The sequence below is a fragment of the Microvirga terrae genome (assembly GCF_013307435.2).
Classification (GTDB): domain Bacteria; phylum Pseudomonadota; class Alphaproteobacteria; order Rhizobiales; family Beijerinckiaceae; genus Microvirga; species Microvirga terrae.
Genome location: NZ_CP102847.1, coordinates 48,239 through 68,883, shown reverse-complemented (window position 1 = coordinate 68,883; position 20,645 = coordinate 48,239). Strand labels below are relative to the sequence as shown.

The window sequence follows — 20,645 nt, the reverse complement described above, 5'->3', positions numbered from 1 at the left end:
CGGTCTTCTTGGAAAGAAGACATAATTAACTCCAAGAGGCAGTGGATGAATCCAAGAAAAATGCCGAGCTGGAACAATTGTCACAACTGAATTTGGGCTTAGTTTAGATTCGCAGTTCATAAAACTCGTCAATGTCCAAGGATGATTTCATCTTTGAGGACAGCCTAGTCATATCCCTTTATGGAGATAAGATCATGTCGAGTTTTAGTCCAATCGCGCGCGAACTGCCGCCATGCTACATTGACATATTCAAAGTCAAAAGGTCGATTACCCAATCTGGGCGACTTCATCTTGCCGTAAGCTACCAATACCAGATTTTCGCGAGAGGAGAATTTGCTGTAGACCCTAGCTCTATTCGGGCTGTCACTGAGTGTGCCAATGCACTCATCGCGGAAGCTAGAGCAAGTCATCCTCGGTTGCTGGGCTGCGGTGCTCCCATTCTGAGCGCAGAGAACGAAAGGTTGGCTCAAAAGCTGTGCGATAGCTTGGAGCGCAAAGTGGCTGCATGGGCCCAGCGAGACCTCTTCAAGCCGTCGCCCGACTGGGATTATCGGGCGTGCCTCGATGCAGTCGCCCATGCTCGTACTGCCATCCGGAAGCGAGATTCTATCCGCCTTCGAGCAGTTCTTACCAAACTCGGTGTTCTCGGCACGCAGTCCGGCGTGGATGAGATCAGTGTCACTGCACGAGCTCTCTTGGAGATAGCTGAGCACGTTCTGCCGAGGTGAAGTGCGTGAACACGAGCAACGGAGGAGTGGATTCTCTTGGATCTCTCTCCTGATCGGCTGAGCGCCAGAACATTCAACTAATTCAACAGTCAAATCGTGCCGAAGCGGCTCACTCAAGGATACCACATGTCGAAGAACCAACTTACTCGCCGCATGTCCCAGCTCTCGCCTGCTATGCGTGCGGCTGTCATGAAAGCCGCCGAAGTGGTCGGCCATGAAACAGACATTCTGACCCACAAACGCGCATTAGCGATTGTACGATCGGTCCCGAAGGCCGAAAGGGGCGGCCTCACCCAGGCCGCTGCAGTCGATTTTCTCCTTCGGACCGGTAAGGAGATTGCCTCGATCCGCTTACAGCGTCGGCGGCTCCGTAAACTGGAGGCGTCCAAAGACTTCAAGACGAGAGCTGCGGAAGCTCAGGAGGCCGGCGAGCGACGTCGACTGGCGTGTCGTTTAGCTGCTCCCTTGGAGCAACGCCTGAAGCAAGCACGGGAAGAGGCTGTGAAGAATGCTGCCAAACGCGTTATGAACTGGGGGGCTCCGGCTGGCACCAAGTGGCAGATCCGGCTGAGTACGACGGACGACGTCGATTACGAGCTGACAACGTGGCGGGACTACACCGTTTATCGTGGTCAGTTCAAAGGATGGGCCGCGAAAGGTGATAGGCATGCGATTACGGTTCGACCAGATTGGAAAACGAGGGTAACCCAAGCTGGATGCAAGAGCGGCCTGTTGAAGGCTCGAATGCTTTTGAATGTCGAACCTGTTTCAGCGTGCACGCAGGGAACGTGGGCTCTCTATCGAGCGGTGTATGCACAGCGGGGCCGAGGTTATCAGGCACATATCAAACGGGGAATTTTCATCCGCTTTGGGCGATACGGCAGCACAGATTGTCGTACAGAATTGCGCGAAGGAGAGGACTTCACCAAGGCCTATAAAAAGTTGGACAGCTTCGTTCGTGGAAAGGTCAAAAAAGTAGCTACGCCAAGCCCCTCGAACCGAGCGCAGGAGGATTTCATGCCAGAAGAGGACTGGGAGGCATTGTCAGAAATTAGCTGACCAGTATTGGAGCATGCTGAGGCCGTTCCATGATGGGATGAGAGATGATTGACCCACTGTTGTGAGGGTCGGCGGATGAGCCGTCAGGCGCTGGAGCGATCCGGCGCCTTTCGCTTTGAGGGAGAGCAGTGAGCGAGATTGGAAAACATTCGCATAAGGGATCTTTTGACAAGAAGTTTAGGTCGTCGCTGTTGTCTCCCGTTCTGGACTCAGGCGGCTAGAGCGGTCTCCCGATTGAAGCTTTCGAGGATCCATTGCCGAACCGCTGTCACGGCCGGACGTCGCTCGTGATCGCCGGCATCGATCAGGAAAAATGAGGCTGGCGCCCGAACACTCTCAGCGAACGGTCGAACAAGGACTCTAGATTCCAAGTAGCGTTGACAGGTTACGTTGTCTCCCATGGCAAGCCCGAGGCCACCGACAGCTCCCTCAATCATCGCCAAATGGTTTCCGAGATAGTGGCGTCCTCCGGTGAGGATACTTCCCTGTGGGACTGTCGCCAGCCAGAGGTCCCACTCATGCCCATTTGCGGCACATAGCAGGGGCGCGTTGGCCAACTCAAGGATGTCACCACTTGCTAGAAGATCCGGCCGGCAGACCGGGAAAAGATCGGTGTCGGTCAACCGCTCGCTGCGCCGGCCAGGCCAGATTCCATCGCCATAGCGAATGCACAGATCGACATCGGAGGCGATAACCTCCTTCGGACTGTTTGAGGGACGCAGATGTAACCGCAAGTCCGGATATTGCTTCAAAAGATCCCCGACGGTCTTTACCAGCCACAGGCACGTCAAGGCAGGCGGCGCGCTCACCGTGACGTCGCCCCGGACGCTCGGTCGATCCAAGCTGATGACGGCTGTCGCCAGAAGATCGAACCCGGAACTCAGGGGGGCCAGGAGTTGCTCTCCCGCCACCGTCAGCTTGAAGCGGTTGCCCGCCCGCTCCAGGAGATCGGTGCCAACGAAGGCTTCCAGCGTCCGGATCTGGTGGCTGACCGCCCCGTGCGTCACCCCGAGTTCCTCCGCGGCCCGGGAGATCGAGCGACGGCGGGCCGCAGCCTCGAAGGCCCGCAGAGCATTGAGAGGAGGGAGCCGGCGTGCTGCCATTGTTAGATTTTCTCACAGTTGAGCCGGAGACATTCTCGTTTGCGTGAGCCCATCTGTCTAGAGCAAGGTCTAGGCTCCTGGTGGAGACCCTGGTCGACCCCTGGACGGATTTCAGAAACACTCAAAAAGGGGAGCGGCTCGGTGAAGCGTCTTCAACTACTCGGCATTGCGGCTCTGGGGCTTCTTGCGGCCACAGGCGGCGCCTTCGCACAGGCAAAGAAATGGGAAACCGTGAAGATCGCCACGGAAGGAGCCTATGCTCCGTGGAACTTCACCGGTCCCGGCGGCAAGCTCGAAGGTTTCGAAATCGATCTTATTGCCGAGCTCTGCCCGCGGATGAAGGTGAAGTGCGAGATCGTGGCCCAGGATTGGGATGGCATCATCCCGGCGCTCAACGCCGGCAAGTACGACGCCATTATGGCCGGGATGCAGATCACGGAGAAGCGGCTGGAAACCATCAATTTCTCGCGGCCGTATGCCCGTACCCCTGGCGCCTTCCTAGTTCCCAAGGACTCTCCCCTGGCAAAGGTGCCGAGCGACAAGGTCTTCGATATCGGCGCGGATCCTGCGGCGGCTCAGAAAGCCGCTGATGAGATGAAACCTCTCCTCAAGGGCAAGGTCGTGGGCGTCCAGGGCTCGACCACTCTCGCAACCCTGATGGAGCGCCTGTTCCAGGGCGTGGAAGTCCGCGAGTACAAGACTACGGAGCAGCATGATCTCGATCTCGCGGCAGGGCGCATCGACGCTGTGGCCGCCGCCACGACGGCCCTCGACATCACCCTGAGCAAGCCGGGCTTCGAGAACTTCGTCATTGCCGGTCTCGGCTTCACCGGTGGCTTCATGGGCCGGGGTGTTGCTGCAGGCTTACGCAAGACTGACCAAGACCTGAAAGTGATGTTCGACGAGGCGATCGCATCGGCCCTGGCCGACGGCACGATCTCACGGCTGTCCCAGAAGTGGTTCAAGCGCGACCTCGCCGCAAAGTAACGAACGATCAATGTTCCTGAAAGTGCCCCGCTCGGCTGAGCCGGCGGGGTACGCTGCCTCTTTGCATGAGGACGAGACACGAGGAAGCAGACGCTCCACCGGTACTCGTCCCCTGCCCTCCTTCAAACCTGGAGTTGGACCATGTCTTTTCGCGTTCTCTCGGCACAGATCATGCACGAGTCGAATTCCTTCAGCGTGCGCCTGACATCCCTGGACCGCTTCGCCGACGTGATCCTGCTCCACGGCGACGAGGCCCTGCGTGCGCTCGATGGGACGAATACCGAGGTCGCGGGTTTCCTGGATGTTGCACGCGAGAAGAACTGGGAACTGGTTCATGTCATCAGTGCCCACGCTAATCCGGCAGGCTGCGTCACCGAGCAGGCTTTCGAGGAGATCGTAAAGGTCGTCGAGGACGGCGCCCGCCGCGAGCGGGAACGGCTCGATGGGATCCTGCTCGCGTTCCACGGAGCCATGGTCACGACCCATTCAGGCGATGGCGAAGGAGAAATTCTCGAACGCCTCCGCGCCATTGTCGGTCGAGATGTCCCAATCGCCGCGACCTTGGATCTGCATGCGAACGTCACCCGGCGCATGTGCGAACTGGCCGATATTCTCGTGTCCTATAAGACCTATCCGCATATCGACATGCGCGTGTCCGGCCGGCATGCGGGCGAGTTGCTGCACCGGACCATGGCTGGCGAAATCAAGCCCCAGACCCTCTTCGTGCGCCCGCCCATGCTGGAGGACGCCAATGGCGGCCGCACGGATGTTGGGCCGCTTGTCGCCGTGATGGACCGCGCCCGAGCGTATGAAAGCGAGCCTAATGTCCTGGCGGTGAGCGTCAACGGCGCATTTCCTTATGCCGATATCGATGAGATCGGCCCGACCATCACGGTGACCTATTCAGGGGATCCGGAACCTCACCGGCACTTCGCCGAAGAGATGGCAAAGGCCATGTGGGACGTGCGCCATGATCTCGTCAATCGCTTCCTGTCGCCTGATGAGGCTGTGGCTTCCGCGCTTGCGGGCGATGACCGGCCGGTGGTCATCGCGGATTATGCCGATAATCCCGGAGCTGGAGGTTACGGCGACGGCACGAACCTGCTTCGGGCCTTGATTGCGGCAGACGCAGACGCCTGCTTCTGCCCGATCGTGGACCCTGAGACGACCTCGCAGCTGCAGAGCAGGAAGCCCGGTGAAACGGTATCGATCCGTCTCGGTGGCAAGGTGAACGCGACCTTCGGCGGCGAACCGCTTGAGCTCACTGGCACGCTGCTGAGCGTATCCGACGGTAACTACACCTGTGATGGACCGATGTATGCGGGTGTCCGTATGTCCTTTGGTCCCACGGCGGTGATCGAGGTCGGGCGCGTTCAGGTCGTCATCGTCACCGAGCCTCACCAGTGTCATGACCTGCAGCAATTCCTCGCCTTTGGTATTGACCCTCGCGCCAAGAGGATCGTTGGTGTCAAATCCATGCAGCATTTCCGGGCCGCGTTCGAGCCGATCGCAAGTCGTGTTCTGGTCTGCGACAGCGGGGCGCTGGCCTCCCCGGATCTGAGGAAGTTCACCTTCACGCGCGTGCCGAGACCAATGTATCCGCTCGAACCCGACACCCCCTACAACCCCGAAGTCTTTATTCGTTCCCGGTCCTCTGAAAAGCCTGTCAAGGTGGAGAGCCGAGCATGACACAGCCCTCCCCTGCCTGGCTCGACGCTGCTGCCGTCGAGGACCGGACGAGGCGCATTGATGCGGTTGCGGCGATGCGCGACCTCTTCGAGGCGCACGGACAAGGCCGTGTGACCCAGCCGCCGCAGGTCCTCACCCTTCTTCCCGACAACCGGGGCGACTTCATCACCTACTCGGGTGTTCTGCCGGAGGACGGTGTCTTCGGGGTCAAGGTTTCTCCTTATGTGGTCACCCCGTCCGGCGGCAAGGTCACGGCCACGACGATGCTGATGAGCCTTGAGACGGGACAGCCCTTGCTGTTCTGCGACTCGCTGGCGCTGACGACAGAGCGAACCGCCGCAACAACGGCTTTGGCGGTCGACCTCCTCGCCCAATCTGATGCCGCCAATCTGGCGATCATCGGCAGCGGCCCCATTGCCTTGGCTCACTTGCGTCACGTCCTGCCGCTTCGGTCCTGGAAGCGGGTCCGCATTCATTCACGCAACATCTTGGCCAAGAAGGAAACCCTCGAGGCAAGCCTCGGCAATCTCCGACCGATCCCAGAGATCGTTGACGATTGCTTTCGCGCGGTGGTCGATGCCGATGTGGTGCTGCTTTGTACGTCCTCCGGCACCCCGGTTCTATCGATGGACCATATCAGGCCCGGGATGCTTGTGACCTCGATCAGCACGAATGTCGCGCGAGCCCATGAAATCCCGCCGGATGCCTTGGCGCGAATGAATGTCTATTGCGATGATCGGTCGACAACTCCCCTCATTGCGGGTGAGATGGTCCTGGCCTCCGAAAACGGGTGGTCCCGCGACGACATCCGCGGCGATCTGGGTGAACTTGCCTGCGGCAGAGCGCGGGCCCCCTCCCCTGATCGAGCCAGCTTCTTCCGATCCATGGGCCTTGGGATTGAGGACGTGAAGATGGCGCTCGAGATCCACCGCGTGAGCTCGCACGCGTCCTAAGCCGATGACACAGCCGCATCCTGAAATCCGCGCCGATGTCATCGTGCTGGGAGCCGGCATCGTGGGCGTCTCCGCCGCCCTGCATCTTCAGATGCGGGGGCGCAATGTCATTCTGATTGACCGACGCGGCGCGGGTGAGGAAACGAGCCACGGCAACGCTGGGCTGATCGAACGGTCGAGCGTCATCCCCTACGGGTTCCCCCGCGATCTCAGGACCGTCCTCCGCTATGCCCTGAACCGCTCCGCAGATGTCCGTTCCGACTGGCGCTTCCTGCCTCGGATCCTCCCTTGGCTCTGGCAATTCTGGCGCGAATCCGCCCCCGGATCCTTGAAAAAGGCAGCGGCCGACATGCTGCCTCTCATCGAGCGGTCAGTTTCAGAGCATGAACTCCTCATGGCAGAAGCCGGGCTTCTGGGGCAATTGCGCCGGACGGGCTGGATCGAGGCATTCCGCAGTCGGAAGTCTCTCGACCACGCAGCGAAGCATGCAGCGGTTCTTGAGCCTTATGGATTGCATTTCGATATCCTCGACGGCAAGAGCCTTCGTCAGCGCGAGCCTCACACATCCGAGACCCTCATTGGTGGAATTCATTGGCGGGATCCGGCGACGGTTCCCGACCCCGGCGGTCTCGTAAAAGGATACGCTGACCTGTTTCAGCAGCGCGGCGGCCGTTTCGTTCAAGGTGAGGCCCGCACGCTCCGGCAGGACGGTATCGAATGGACAGTCCGCAGCCGGGATAGCGTAGTCCGCGCCCACGACGTCGTAATTGCTCTCGGACCATGGTCCGACACGGTCCTGCGTCCTCTAGGCTATCGCGTTCCGCTGGTCGTCAAACGCGGATACCACGTACATCTCCGACCACAGGCCGATGCTGTCCTCCACCATCCTGTGGTCGACGTGGACGGCGGGTTTCTTTTGGCGCCAATGACGCGCGGTATCCGCCTGACCACGGGTGTCGAGTTTGCCCACCGAGACTCCGTACAAACTCCCCTGCAGTTGGAACGAACTGAGCCCCTGGCGCGCGAAATTTTTCCTCTTAAGGATCGGATTGATCCGCAGCCGTGGATGGGAGCCCGCCCCTGTCTGCCTGATATGCGTCCCGTCATTGGTGCTGCTCCAAAGCACAAAGGGCTATGGTGCGCCTTTGGCCACAATCATCATGGCCTGACCCTTGGACCGGTTACCGGGCGTTTACTGGCTGAGATGATGACTGACCGGGAAACGTTCACTGACCCAAAGCCCTATTCTATTGATCGCTTCATGTCCTGAGCCCCATGGCTGAACACGGCGTAAGCTGAGGCCGCGTCATTGGCGTGTGTAGTTGAGCCGATGAGTGTGTATCGCGCTGCTATCCTCAGGTTTTCGGAGCAATGTCGATCTTGAACCACTTCATCGAGAGGTTCTGGATGGTGCCGTCCTGAGTGGCCGCGTTGATTGCCTCATTGAGCTTCTGCTTTAACTCGGCGTCCTCCTTGCGCAGACCAATGCCGACCCCGTCGCCCTGAATGCCACCGGTGACAGCAGGCCCGACGAGGGCGTAGTCCTTGAATTCCGGCTTACCGAGGGTGCCGATAATCGCAGTGGCGTCCGCCAGCACCGCATCTATGCGGCCGGCCAGAAGATCGAGGTCGTGTGCCTCGGTGGTCTTGTACTCCCGGATCTCAGCTATCCCCTTTAGATACTTCTCGGCGAAGACTGGATGGGTCGTGGAAACCTGCACGCCGATCGTCTTGCCCTTGAGCAACGGCTTCGTCGCCTCAATTGCCTTCTCGGCCTCCGCTTGCTGACTTACCAGATTATAGGTTTGCCCCGTTCCCGGCATCTTGGCGAGTGGCGAGTCCTTCGCCACCAGGAAGCCGTTCGGCGAGTCGGCATAGGGGCCAGCGAAATCGATGACCTGCTTGCGGTCGTCGGTGATGCTCATGCCGGCCATGATGGCATCGTATTTTTTCGCCTGAAGAGCGGGGATGATCCCGTCCCAGTCCTGGGCCACAATCTCGCACTTTACTTTGATGCGGCGGCAAAGTTCGTTGGCGAGATCAATGTCGAAGCCTTCGAGCTTGCCGCCCGCGCCGGTGAAATTCCACGGGGCATAGGCGCCTTCCGTCGCGATCTTGATGACTCTGTCCTGTGCAGCAGTCACACCACCTGCCACAGTGGCAACGATCGCAGCCAACGCGAAGCTCCTCATGATAGTCATTGCCGTTCCCTCGGTTTTCTCTCGTCTGACTGAGAAGCTGGATTCTAACCCGAGGCAGGATTCATTGGTACCGGCGCTCTCGTAAAGGGCTCTATAGCACCAGCGCGCTTACTAAATTGTAATGATATTTTTTTACAGAATAGGGACATTCTACCTTTGCGGCTTCAAGACTTGTGGCCGGCAACAAGTCTTATGGAACAGCTGTAGGATCTTTCTGTATGTCAACCACTCCTGAGTTTTCTCCTCATGGAGCGGTACGCCCATCTCGCCGAGTTCCTGACGAGGTGGGCCTGGACTCAGCCACCCCGCTACAGTGCTCGGTTAAACGGCTTCCTTGAGCTCCTTGGCGGGTCGGAAGGCGATCTTCTTGGAGGCTTTGATCTTGATCGGCTCGCCCGTCTGCGGGTTGCGACCCGTACGGGCGGCGCGCTTGCGCACCTGCAGAATACCAAGGCCGCTCAGGCGAATCTTGTCGCCCTTCTTCAGGCTCTTCGCAATGATCTCTACCACCTGGGTCAGCATCTCGTTCGCCTGACGCTTCGGCAGCTCATGCGCCTCTGAGAGCGTGTCGGCGATGTTCCGCAGCGTCAGGATTCCGTTGGAGCTGGCGGTAGCCTTCACGGTCTTCTTCGACGCCTTTGCAGGAACCTTGGGAGCTGCTGCCTTGGTGCCGGCCTTCGCTGCCTTTGCCGCCGTCTTTGCAGTCGATTTGGGCGCTGCGGCTTTGCGGGCCTGGGCTTTCTTGGTAGTGGTCGTGGTTGCGACCGACGACGCGGGCTCCAATATTTGTGCCTGCCCATATCAAGACGAGCACTGATTTCTCCCGCATTTGCCGAAAACCTCGCCGCAACCCCATTTTGGTTGACGCGGGCGTCGGGAGCGACCGTCCAGGACGGCCTACAGGGGCTCCAAAACAGCATGGGTGGTGTGTTGGCCTACCCAGTGACTTAAGTCGCTACAAGAGGCTCAAAGCGCGTTCCAGAAATTTCAGGCCGCAATGTACCTACTGTAGGTAGATACCGAAGCGGCTTCATCTCTCATGTGGGTTGTAAGATCGGCTTCGGCCGCGGCTCCACTTCGATGACGAGTGTCGGGTCGAAGTTCGGATTTTCGGGCCAAGTCCTCCCGCGGCCCGCCATTTGGGCTCCCATGAGGTAACCGCGAGGGTTGCTCCGGACACAGGTGTTATCATGGATGTAATTATGACTGACGTGCACATGCCCATGCAGCCATATCTCCGGCTGGTACATCTCAATCAGCAACGATAAATCACTCGCATAAGCCGCATCCAATGGTCCCTCCTGATAACCCTTCTGGAGTGAGCGCTCCAAAGGCGCATGATGCGTGACGACTACCGTCGGCCCATCGAACGGCGTCGCCAAGACCTGCTCGATCCTGGCTCTATGGGCGTAGTGGATATCGATCAGGTCCTTCGGCCGCACCTTCGAATATGAGCTACCAAACCTAATGTAACGGTGATCATTCATATTCTTCATGGCCTCGAGCTCGCTGATGTGTCCATATCCGCCGAGATCGAAGTCGGTCCATAAAGTCGCGCCGACAAAGCGTACGCCGCCGAGGACCACCGTTTCGCCCTGGGCAAGCAAGGTGATCTTGTGGTGCTCGGCGACCAGCTGCGCCTTCCGGATTTCGAATGCCAGGTTGGCACCATAAAAATCATGATTTCCCGGCACGTAGAGAATGGGCTTGCCGTAGCGGCCAAAGACCTCGGCAGTCCACGGGAGGGCCTTGCGGCTCATCTCTTCTCCGCTGTCTCCAGCAATGACGATGACATCGCAAGCAGGAGCGATGGCCGGAGCAGCGAAGGGCCATGAGCTATGGTGATGGAGATCGGACAGAAACCAGATACGCATGAGTCATGCTCCTCTGAAGAGGATGAATTGGAAGGATGCAAGAATCGAGCGGAGTTAGTGACGCGGTGCGAGCGTCATGCGACCGCTGAGAATGACCTCGATCATTCGCCGCAACGGCCGCAGCGAGCCGCCGCGCCATTGCTTGGCCAGGAGATCGATCTCATCGCCGTCGAGATCTGGTGTCCAAATCTCGTCCTCTCGCCTCTCCTGCCGGATCTCGCTCAGGATTGTCCGAGCTACGATCTTCAGGTCTTGCTTCCGGGGCTGCGGGACCTCAAGTACCCGCAGTCGATCGAGCAGAGGACCAGGGATCGTAGATCTCGAGTTGCTTGTCGAAATATAGCCGATCATCGACAAATCGACTGCACACTCGAGGTATGGATCATGATACCGCTTCGCGCTCTCGATCTCCAAAAAAGGGAGCAAGACGTCCAGCATGTTGCCATTGTGCTTCCCGTCCCCAGCCTTCTCGATCTCATCAATGATAACCAGAGGATTCGCGATGCCTGTTCGGCGGATAGTCTGAAGCGGGACGGAGGCCCTTGATGTACTCCATTGTCGGTTTGTCCCGCCAAAACTCGCATCAGCAGCTCCGGCGGCCGGAACGATCGTCGGCTGCATGCCGAGGACCTCGCCAATTCTCCTGGCAAGCCTAGTCTTTCCTGAGCCAGGCTCGCCGACCAGAAGGGTAGTTCGGACACGGCTTACCGCCGAGCCCACAGAATCCAACAAGACGCTCGTGATGACGTCCTCCGCCCACGGCATCTCTGCAACAAGCTCCCTCGATGCCGCTTGCAGATCTGGCGTCTCTGCGAGCGTCATGTACACGCCTGCAATTGGCGCAAACTCAAGCCTCGGATTCGGCGAGGTGGTCGACTTTTGCTCCGGCAGATGGCTGAGCGACTGCAACACCATGACCGTCGGCAATGACTGCTGCTCGATCATTGGACGGCTGGCCGTCGCCGCGTGTAGGAGGGCATCCAAGTCCACCTGCAGCTCAGAATTGTCCGCGTCAGCTGCCACATCTGGAATGTCGGACAGCAGATCAGAGACTGGGTCGGTCTCGTCCTGCTTTAACGAAAATGCCTTCGCCGCTTCGACGTGCTCGTCGAGCGCGTTCGATGCATACTGCAATCGGGAAATCGCCCTCCGCAGCCAGTCGCCGTGCGTCATCGATAGGATCGGTCGATTACCAGCCGAAATGGTTTGCGCTTGATCAAGCAGACCTAAAGCGACCGCGACACATCGGGCGATTAGAATAGGGTTACGCTGCCGAAACGCATAATCGTAAGCGTGGCCGGCCGCGCTCTCGCACGCTCCGACATGTTCGAATGCAGCTGAGTACAAGTCAGCACGCTGCATGGCATCTCGGACGACAGCAAGGTCATTGCGATCGGCCGTCTCTGCCGCGGTGAAGAGGTATGCACGGCATTGGTTTGCGAAAGACCGCACATTTACTGGAGTTGGCTGTTCGATGACTTGATTTGCTGCGGCCTTCAGTGCCTCGCTCGGGAGATGACTCATGACGTCTTGAGCGTACAAGCGTGCGTCGACGACAACATCGCCGCTGCAAAAGGCCATAGTCGCATACAGTGCGCTTGTGTCGATGAGCCAGCCGCCCCTCGCGAGATCTCTGAACTCGCACAGCTGAAAATAGGTCTCTGTTGGATCGGCGGAATCGGAAATTCGGCCGCTAGCCTGCAGCCGACCCTGAAAACGGGACATATGCTTCACCCTCAATAGCGAAACAGCCTCGCCCAAATGGCAAGGCCGCTACAGAGGATAGCTTTAACATAGCTTGGACCGCAGGGCACGTATCAGTGCACGTACTCCACAGGATTAACTGACCAATCCTTCATTCAGGCGGTCGTTTGACGAGAGACTCATGTGCAAGGGCCAGCCACGATGCGATGACTTCGTCGTCGATCCCGGCCTTCTTTGCTTCCTCAATGAGAACATCAAGCCTTGCAGCGAGTGGAAATCGTTCGACCGCTTGGATCTGCCCGTCGATCCAGTCCGTGATCTCTGCTGGCGGCTCATTCTCGCCAGTCAGCCAGTAATGCACGCCACGAAGTCGTACACCCGTCTTACGCGACAGCCGAGCGGCGGGAGCGTGCGGCAGAATGCGTGAGACCAATGCAGCAAGCGGGCTTCGGACGGTCATGCGAGTGCTTCCACGGTTTTTTGAGGGCTCCCCTCTCTGATCATCCGTCCACGTACCACTTGGGGCGGGTGAATCAACCGTCTTCCGTAATACAGGCATTGGATGTATCTTTGTTACACAAAAGGACCCTTTAGAGTGTAATCGGCGACAGGGCGGTTGGGCACTCAGCGGTGGAATGGTTGGGAATCTACTTCGGACTTACTTCGGTTGCAGCTTGGAAGTGATCGTCCCGGAAGTTTAAGGATTTGCCTTGCGCCGTCTGCCACGCGACCAGGATCACCTGGGAGGTCGATGCAGTCGTTTTAGTGGCAGCCACGCCCGTAGTTTGGCTCGGCGGCAGGATTCTTGCATCAGATCGGGTTATCTTGCCTGCTGAGGAGGAGCGACATGGCATTGAAGTGGCGAAAAACAGGCACTCACTACAATGGCCTTATAGGCCGGGTTATGCCGACACTTGAGCACTATTGGGAACTCACGCCCGAAGAGGCATTGCATATCGAGGAGGTCGCTGCCCGGTCAGGCTATAAGGACCCGCCTCCAGAGCTGGAGCCCGAAGGCGTGCTGGGTGAAGATGACCGCTGGGATGATCTCTGGGCGTGGCTTCATGAGCACACGGACGACGGTCATGATGCTTTCCTGGTGTACCTGTGCCGCCGATATCCCGGCCAATCAATCTCGGACGTCTACGCGGGCACGGATTCCTGGGTCAAAAGCAAACTGGGGCTCAGAGGATACAACTGAAAAGCTGACGGCGTCCAAGTCAATGAATACTGTCGACCTTGGAGAGTTCTCGTCGTGATCTTGCCTTCTGAATCGGGTGTCGGGAATAGAATCGGGGTGCGTGGCCCTTGCCACAAACTATAAACGACATCGAGCTTTCTTTTTCTTAGGTTTCAGCTTTATTATCTCTCGTTTTCTATCGCGTCTTCTATCGTATGACAGCGATCGAAATCACACTCGTTAGCGCTTTAAGGCGGGCCTGCTCCGCGAAGAATCCTTTCGATGATCTAGTGAAAGTGCCGCGCCTTGAACCGCAACCCGCCGTCATCTCCCGAATGAGCGATATCAACCGCGGCTTGCGGGACTTCTTTCGCCCCCTCGCGTAGTCGGTCACGCGTCCCGATCTTCGCCTCGTCGCCCCGCCCATGCCGCATAGCGAAACTATCGCGCTCGCTGACGCTGCGTAGCAGGTCCGAGAGATCAACCAGATTTTCGGCAATCAGGTGGGTCACCCCACCCTCGCGCTGGTAACGTCCTCTGATGCCGACCATGCTCGAGGACAGGATCAGGCGGCGATGTTTCTCGAACAGGTTCGGCCAGACAATGACGTTGGCCACATCGGTTTCATCCTCGATCGTCATGAACATCACGCCCTTGGCTGACCCCGGTTTCTGCCGCACTAGAACAAGGCCTGCCACAGCCACCCTGCGGCCGTCCCGGACCTGTCTCAGGTCAGCGCAGCTGCGAATTTTTCGGGCCGTAAGCTCAGCCCGCAGGAAGGCCAGCGGATGCTGCCGGAGCGTCAGGCCCTTCGACCGGTAATCCTCCACGACCTCCCGGCCTTCGGTCATTGGCGTGAGGTCGACCTTTGGCTCGTGCCCTTCCGGCCGGATCTGGTTGTCGCGTTTGTCTGCCGCTGCAAAAAGTGGCAACGGCTCATCGGACAATCCCTTGATTTCCCAAAGAGCGTCGCGGCGGCTGATCGTCAGCGATCCGAAGGCGTCCGCTTTGGCCAGACGCTCAAGGGAAGAGACGGATATTCCGGCTCTGCGCCAGAGGTCCTCGATCGACGTGTACGGCTCATCCCCCCGGGCGATCGAGATCATGCCGCCGTCCGCATTCGCGAGGCCGCGCACCAAGCAGAAGCCGAGCCGAACGGCAAAGCGGCGTGGGTTACCCATCGGCTCCAGGGTGCACTCCCATCGTGAATGGTTGACGTCAAGCGGCCGGATCTCCACTCCATGGTTTTGAGCGTCCCGCACCAGCTGAGCGGGCGCATAGAAGCCCATGGGCTGCGAGTTCAGGATGGCACAGCAGAACACGTCCGGATTGTGGCACTTCATCCAGGACGAGGCGTAGGCGATCTTGGCGAATGACGCTGCATGGCTTTCCGGGAAGCCATAGGAGCCAAAGCCCTCGAGCTGCTTGAATGTCCTCTCGGCGAACTCGGCATCGTAGCCCCGGGCTGTCATACCCCGGACGAGCTTGTCCCGGAACTTGGTCACGCCGGCGGTCAGCTTAAAGGTCGCCATGGCGCGCCTGAGCTGGTCGGCCTCGGATGGTGTGAACCCGGCGCATTCGATGGCCACCCGCATCGCCTGCTCCTGGAACAGCGGTACGCCGAGCGTCTTTTCCAAAACCCGCTTGAGCTCGGGTCGGGGGTACTCCGGCGTCTCCCGTTTCTCCCTCCGGCGCAGATAAGGGTGCACCATGTCGCCCTGGATCGGACCTGGCCTAACGATCGCCACCTGAATGACGAGGTCATAGAACTTGTCCGGCTTGATCCGCGGCAGCATAGCCATCTGGGCCCGGCTTTCGATCTGGAACACGCCGACCGTATCCGCCCGCTGGATCATGGCGTAGGTTTTCCGGTCATTCATCGGGATTGTCGCGATGTCCCGGTTTTCGCCCTTGTGCTCACGCAGGAGATCGAAGGCGCGACGCATGCAGCCGAGCATGCCGAGACCGAGAACATCGACCTTCATGAATTTCAGGGTGTCGATATCGTTCTTGTCCCACTCGATCACCTGACGATTTTCCATGGCAGCCGGTTCGATCGGCACCAGGTCGTCAAGGCGCTCATGGGTCAGAACGAATCCGCCCGGATGTTGGGAGAGGTGCCGGGGCGCTCCGATCAGCTCGGAGGCTAACTCGAGCGTCATCCGAAGCCGCGGATCGCTGAGATTGAGGTTGAGCTCCTGCGCCTCTTTCTCCGATACGCCGTCCCTGCCCCAACCCCAGACAAGACCGGCGAGGCTCGCGGTCACGTCCTCGGGCAGGCCCATGACCTTGCCGACCTCACGCACGGCTCCTCGGGCACGATAGCAGATCACCACCCCGGTCAGGGCAGCCCTGTGGCGGCCATAGGTGTCATAGATCCATTGGATCACTTCCTCGCGCCGCTCGTGTTCGAAGTCGACATCAATGTCCGGCGGCTCGCGCCTTTCCTCGGAGACGAAGCGCTCGAACAGGAGGTCGTGTTCCGTCGGATTGATGGCGGTGATGCCGAGCACATAGCAAACTGCGGAGTTGGCGGCCGAGCCTCGCCCCTGGCACAGGATGCCCCGGCTTCGGGCAAACTGGACGATCGCGTTCACAGTCAGGAAATACGGGGCGTATTCCAGCCTCTCGATGAGGTGGAGCTCGTGCCGGAGCGTTCCGGCAACTGGGTCCGGAACGCCATCCGGGTAGCGGCGGTTGGCTCCCTCCCAGGTCAGGCGCTCCAGTTTCTCCTGAGCAGTTTCACCGGGATCCGTCTCAGATGGGTACTGATACCGCAACTCGTCGAGAGAAAACCTGCAGCGATCCAGCACCTCCTGGATCCGGCGGAAAGCCTCCGGATGCCGCTCGAAGAGACGCCGCATCTCGGCGGGATCCTTGAGGTGCCGGTCCGAATTCCGTTCCAGGCGATAGCCGGCCGTGTCGATCGTGCAGCCTTCCCGGATGCAGGTGACCACGTCCTGGAGCCGACGCCGGTCGGGATGGTGGTAGAGGATGTCGCCGAGCGCCACCGTCGGCACACCTGCAGCCCATGCGGCTTCCTCCACGTAATGGAGCCTGAGGTGTTCGTTCGGAGCAAAACGCCGGATCAGAGCCATGTAGGCGCGATTGCCAAACGTCGTCTTGAGACGCAGCAGGTTCACTTTGAGGATGTCGTTGACGTCGTCGCCAAGCAGGATCGCGAGAAGGCCTTCGTTCCATTGGACGACATCATCCCAGGTGAGAAAACATTTGCCTTTTCCGCCGCGGCTCTTGCCGATGCTCAGCAACCGGCACAGGCGTGAATAGGCCGGGCGGTCTATGGGGTAGACGAGAAGCGATGTGCCGTCGGTGAGATCAAGCCGGCACCCGACGACCAGGCGCACGCCCGTTGCCTTCGAGGCCTCATAGGCGCGAACGATCCCAGCCAACGAATTGCGGTCGGTGATGCCCAAAGCCGTGATCCCGAGCAGCTTCGCCTGCTCGAACATTTCGCCCGGGCTCGACGCTCCACGCAGGAACGAGAAATGCGTCGTGACCTGCAGGTCGGCATACACGGTCATGCGAAGAACCCGTGCATCCACCAGCGGCCGCCCTCGCTGAGGGGCGCATCCCGAAACACCCAGAACCGGGCGCCCTTGTCGGTCTCGAGCCGGTAATAGTCCCGAAGCATCCTGTGCTGGTCGCCCAGCCACCACTCGGAGGTGATGCGCTCCGGTCCATCGGCTTTGATCACCTTGTACCGCACGCGCCGCCAGATGAAGGCAGCCGGCGGATAGTCGGGCAGCAAGGCCGTCGTGATGATCCCTTCCGGTGGATCGAGCAGGCGGGTGGGCCGCGGCAGACCGTCCGGCCAGGCCGATCGTGCCGGCGGAGACAGCGCCGGCACCTTCGCGGCCATGCGCTCCGGCACGAGGGTCTCGACCGGAGCCAGACGATACACCCGGTCGACCCCTACTCTGGCTGCGAGCCGATCAACCAGGCGGCTGATATCGGCCTCCTCTTCCGCCTCGTCCAAGCCGCGGGCAACCATCTGTGTTGCATCGAGAGGTTCTGTCCGGCTGGCGATCAGCACCACTTCCTCGATACCGAAGCCTGGATCGATCGTCTCGAGCCTGTCGTCGAACAGCTTCGCCAGATGGGCATGATCCCGCGTGGCTTTGGCGGTGCCGGCCCGAAGGGCAGCACCCTTCTCGTCGACACGACGGAAGACGATGTCCAGGCGCCGGACCCCCTGCCCTTTCTTGACAAGTGTCCGGCAGACCTCCTCGGATAATTGCCGCACCACGAGCTTCAGGTCCTCGAGGCGTGCAATGGGCTCGGCAAAGATGCGGGTGGCAACCGTTGTCTCTTCCGGAATGATCGGGCTGATCGGCTCGGCCGCATGGCCCAACGCCTGATCGAGCCGCAGGCTGGCCTCCCGCCCAAACCGGCGGACCATCGGAGCTCGCGGCATCGCCGCAAGCTGCCCGATCCGCTCGACTCCGAGACGATGCATGGCGCCGATCGTAGGTGGCGAAAGCCGGAGTGCCTGCACCGGTAGGCAAGAGACTGCATCGACAGCTCGACCCGGTGGGATGATCCCACCCTTCCCGTATCGTGCTACGGCCCATGCGGCTCCTGGCACATCGGCAATGGCGGCACAGGCCCGAATACCGTTGATCTCTAATCGTGCGATCAGTGTCTTGAGCAATGCCTCTTCGCCGCCGAACAGGTGCTCGACGCCGGCGATGTCGATCCAGATGCCGTCTGGAGAATCGAGGGCCACAACGGGCGAGAAGCGGATCGCCCACTTGGCGAGTTCGAGCAGGGACTTCGCTTCACCCTCCGGATCGGCGTCCATGACGTGCAGATCCGGAACCAGAGCTTGCGCCTGGGCGACGGGCATTCCCTCAATCAACCCGCATTGCCGGGCGGCCTGGCAGGCGGAGGCAATGATCCGGCGAGACCCCGTCGTGCGGACGGTGACGAGCGGCTTATCCGGCGGCGGGCTTTCGAACTTGCGCCGGATGCGGTCCGTGGGCCAGGTCGGAAGGTAAAGCGAGACGACCCTGCGCATCGCAGGCCTCCACAATCCAGGAACAGGGTTCAGCACCGCGGCAGCGCATCAGATCGACCTGCCAGCGGGCACGCCCGAGACCATCGGCAGGCATGCTCTCAGACACTGCAGGGGTGATGCGCCATCGCGTCAGGGCGGCTGTCGGAAGACCAGTCAGGTCCTTTTGCGCGAGGGTCCACCAGCGTCGGATCAACAAGGCTGTGACGCCGGAGGCCTCGGCGGCGAGTTGCAAGCGCCGGGAAGCCGTCAGGCCAAGCTTTGTGACCTCCCCGACGACAGCGCCGAGGCCCTTCTCATGCAGGCCTTCCTCAATCAGGGGCAGGATCTCTCCGTCGCGGCTGGTCTCGGCGTAAATCACGCGGTTGGGGTGAGGTCCCGCCTGCAGGAGCCCGGGGGAGAACAAGTCCCGGCGTGTCAGACACCACAGAACAGGCCCTTTGAGGCGGGCGAGAATGCCGGCCGTGAACAGGGTGGCGGTCCCGGCAAATTCGGAGGCCGGACCATGCTCGATCACCTCGTGCAGGGCGCCTAATGCCAGGCCCTTGGTGGGCAAATGGCGGTCGATTGGCATGATGCCGAAGGGGAGCGATTTGCGCGAGGGCGAGCCTCCATGACGCCGGTCGATCTGACGCCGCAAGTCCTCGATGACTTCGCGCCTGGCACCCATAACTCATGTTGACCCCTCTGCGACAAAATAGAACAAAGCAGGAACATAAGCCAACGCAGAGAGTCAATGACGGTTGCCGGATCCGGTCTGTGGATAGCGGGGAGGAACGGGACCTGGAACCATTCATCCGCGGCTCGGCGACAGATTCCCGCTTGTGGAGCGCCCGAGTGATGGCCTTTGAGGGCCTGACCATGGCAATCAATATGAGGCGGTCACGCATCTGGAGGCGATCTGCGTTTGCCTGTCACCGATCATCCTCCTTCTCCGAGGTAGCTCATCCTAAAGATGCCTTGATCCGAAGGCAGATGTGACGACACTGCCGCGCATATCGATGCTCATCGAGAACTGGCCACCGACACGACGTTGGGCGGGCAGACACCAAACAGATTTCAGGGACCCGAGACGGCGCGTGGGACATCGATCTGGGCAACCTAACTAGAAAAACAAACAGGATGGCGGCCATGCTCTCGCGCGGCTCGGCTTGCTTCGGGGGACACTAACATCATGAAAATTGCGGATCTCGTCGCGCCTGACCGGGTCATCCCAAGCCTTCCCGGTACGAACAAGCACGCCGTCCTGAAGGAGCTGGCCCGTATCGGGGCCGCTGTGGTCAATCTCGACCCTGGCAAGGTGTTCGATGCCCTTCTCGAGCGACAGGACAGCACGACAATCGGCCTCGGTCGGGGGATGGCAATCCCGCACGCGACAATAGAGGGAGTCGATGCTCCCATTGGGTTTTTCGTGCGGCTTCAGCCGTCTGTTGACTTCGGAGCCGTCGACGGCGTACCCGCCGATCTCGCCGTGATGATCCTCGCCCCAGAAGATGACCACAGGACACTCCTGCGGGCGCTGTCCTGCGTGGCGCGACGCCTTCGGGAGGGCGATGTCGCCGCACGCCTTCGGTCAACCAGCGGTACCGAGACGCTCTACGCCGTGCTCGTCAGCGATGTTTGGAACGGTGCGGCCGTTGCCGAAAGGGACATGAGATCCTCCGGAACCTAACGAGATAGCGCGAGAGTGGCCGGTTCCCCTTACAGGTTGCCGGAAAGGCTCTCCATTTCCGGATGGCGAGAAATGGGAACCGATGGTGGCAACGAAGGACAATATGGCGGCTGAAATGGACAGTGGCACGGCCAATCGCGGGGGAATGGATCTCCATCACGGACCATTTCGGCTGCCATAATTCTCCATCGCACCACCATTCTTGGAGCCATACCCCAATTGGGAGGAATGGGCGGATGGCATTCCTCCCAATTGGGGGAAATGGCGTTGAGCAGGCTGCGGGTTTCGCGGTGATCAGCTTGAGATGGTTTCAAAGAGAGGAGACGGTGAGATCGTTGTCAGCGATAAAGTTCGGCCCGGAAAAATGCCGACCAATTTAGAGCCGCCAGGACAAGGCTAATTTGGGGTCCCCTGATAATTCCTTATCTGGACCACAAAGTGGCTCAGCGCGGCTATAAGC

The 20,645-nt window shown here is 59.8% G+C and carries 15 protein-coding genes and 1 pseudogene; 7 read left to right on the top strand and 9 right to left on the bottom strand.

All coding sequences use genetic code 11. The features are described 5' to 3' along the window. The first annotated feature begins 854 nt into the window (after positions 1 to 854). Positions 855 to 1,787, top strand: a complete 933-nt coding sequence (locus HPT29_RS27550) for a hypothetical protein (RefSeq protein WP_173949799.1) — start codon at positions 855 to 857, stop codon at positions 1,785 to 1,787. 209 nt (positions 1,788 to 1,996) lie between these two features. Here the strand turns inward: HPT29_RS27550 and HPT29_RS27545 are convergent, their stop codons facing one another. Next, positions 1,997 to 2,890 (bottom strand): LysR substrate-binding domain-containing protein, encoded by an 894-nt coding sequence (locus tag HPT29_RS27545; protein WP_173949800.1) that lies wholly within the window; start codon positions 2,888 to 2,890, stop codon positions 1,997 to 1,999. 141 nt (positions 2,891 to 3,031) lie between these two features. On the opposite strand from HPT29_RS27545, the gene HPT29_RS27540 reads away from it, so the two are divergent. The 4 genes from HPT29_RS27540 (at position 3,032) to HPT29_RS27525 (ending at position 7,789) form a co-directional block, all read left to right on the top strand. After that, on the top strand, positions 3,032 to 3,877 hold the full coding sequence (locus HPT29_RS27540; protein ID WP_173949801.1) for a transporter substrate-binding domain-containing protein: 846 nt from the start codon (positions 3,032 to 3,034) through the stop codon (positions 3,875 to 3,877). A gap of 141 nt (positions 3,878 to 4,018) precedes the next feature. Further along, complete coding sequence (locus tag HPT29_RS27535) at positions 4,019 to 5,566, top strand: M81 family metallopeptidase (protein WP_173949802.1); 1,548 nt, start codon at positions 4,019 to 4,021, stop codon at positions 5,564 to 5,566. Continuing rightward, on the top strand, positions 5,563 to 6,519 hold the full coding sequence (locus tag HPT29_RS27530) for an ornithine cyclodeaminase family protein (protein ID WP_173949803.1): 957 nt from the start codon (positions 5,563 to 5,565) through the stop codon (positions 6,517 to 6,519). Before HPT29_RS27535 ends, HPT29_RS27530 begins: the two co-directional genes overlap by 4 nt. 4 nt (positions 6,520 to 6,523) lie before the next feature. After that, complete coding sequence (locus tag HPT29_RS27525) at positions 6,524 to 7,789, top strand: NAD(P)/FAD-dependent oxidoreductase (RefSeq protein WP_173949804.1); 1,266 nt, start codon at positions 6,524 to 6,526, stop codon at positions 7,787 to 7,789. A gap of 85 nt (positions 7,790 to 7,874) precedes the next feature. On the opposite strand, the gene HPT29_RS27520 is transcribed toward HPT29_RS27525, so the two are convergent. The 5 genes and pseudogenes from HPT29_RS27520 to HPT29_RS27500 all read right to left on the bottom strand — a co-directional run bounded on the left by HPT29_RS27520 (position 7,875) and on the right by HPT29_RS27500 (position 12,758). Then, positions 7,875 to 8,696, bottom strand: coding sequence for a lysine/arginine/ornithine ABC transporter substrate-binding protein (locus tag HPT29_RS27520; protein ID WP_349774740.1), 822 nt, complete (start codon positions 8,694 to 8,696; stop codon positions 7,875 to 7,877). A gap of 345 nt (positions 8,697 to 9,041) precedes the next feature. Next, a pseudogene (locus HPT29_RS27515) lies at positions 9,042 to 9,356 on the bottom strand (HU family DNA-binding protein); the annotation flags it as partial. 401 nt (positions 9,357 to 9,757) lie between these two features. Then, positions 9,758 to 10,594 (bottom strand): metallophosphoesterase, encoded by an 837-nt coding sequence (locus HPT29_RS27510; RefSeq protein ID WP_173949807.1) that lies wholly within the window; start codon positions 10,592 to 10,594, stop codon positions 9,758 to 9,760. A gap of 54 nt (positions 10,595 to 10,648) precedes the next feature. After that, complete coding sequence (locus HPT29_RS27505) at positions 10,649 to 12,319, bottom strand: AAA family ATPase (protein ID WP_173949808.1); 1,671 nt, start codon at positions 12,317 to 12,319, stop codon at positions 10,649 to 10,651. A gap of 130 nt (positions 12,320 to 12,449) precedes the next feature. Then, positions 12,450 to 12,758 carry a hypothetical protein gene (locus tag HPT29_RS27500; RefSeq protein WP_173949809.1) on the bottom strand — a complete coding sequence of 103 codons (309 nt, stop codon included), beginning with the start codon at positions 12,756 to 12,758 and terminating at the stop codon, positions 12,450 to 12,452. A gap of 387 nt (positions 12,759 to 13,145) precedes the next feature. Here HPT29_RS27500 and HPT29_RS27495 point away from each other — a divergent pair, with 387 nt between their 5' ends. After that, complete coding sequence (locus HPT29_RS27495; RefSeq protein WP_173949810.1) at positions 13,146 to 13,499, top strand: hypothetical protein; 354 nt, start codon at positions 13,146 to 13,148, stop codon at positions 13,497 to 13,499. Positions 13,500 to 13,765: 266 nt separating this feature from the next. Here the strand turns inward: HPT29_RS27495 and HPT29_RS27490 are convergent, their stop codons facing one another. From HPT29_RS27490 to HPT29_RS27480, 3 genes are read right to left on the bottom strand one after another with little or no spacing between them, the layout of a single operon-like run. Then, a complete protein-coding gene (locus HPT29_RS27490; RefSeq protein ID WP_173949811.1) occupies positions 13,766 to 17,020 on the bottom strand; it encodes an error-prone DNA polymerase in 3,255 nt (1,084 codons plus the stop codon). Continuing rightward, entirely contained in the window at positions 17,017 to 18,516 is a 1,500-nt protein-coding gene (locus HPT29_RS27485) for a Y-family DNA polymerase (protein WP_173949812.1), read from the bottom strand. The genes HPT29_RS27490 and HPT29_RS27485 overlap by 4 nt, the downstream gene beginning before the upstream one ends. Then, the gene (locus HPT29_RS27480) at positions 18,434 to 19,183 is read right to left on the bottom strand and encodes an ImuA family protein (RefSeq protein WP_173949813.1); all 750 of its coding nucleotides are present in this window, start codon (positions 19,181 to 19,183) and stop codon (positions 18,434 to 18,436) included. The genes HPT29_RS27485 and HPT29_RS27480 overlap by 83 nt, the downstream gene beginning before the upstream one ends. 504 nt (positions 19,184 to 19,687) lie before the next feature. Here HPT29_RS27480 and HPT29_RS27475 point away from each other — a divergent pair. Beyond that, complete coding sequence (locus tag HPT29_RS27475; RefSeq protein WP_173949814.1) at positions 19,688 to 20,185, top strand: PTS sugar transporter subunit IIA; 498 nt, start codon at positions 19,688 to 19,690, stop codon at positions 20,183 to 20,185. The last annotated feature ends 460 nt before the right edge of the window (positions 20,186 to 20,645 follow it).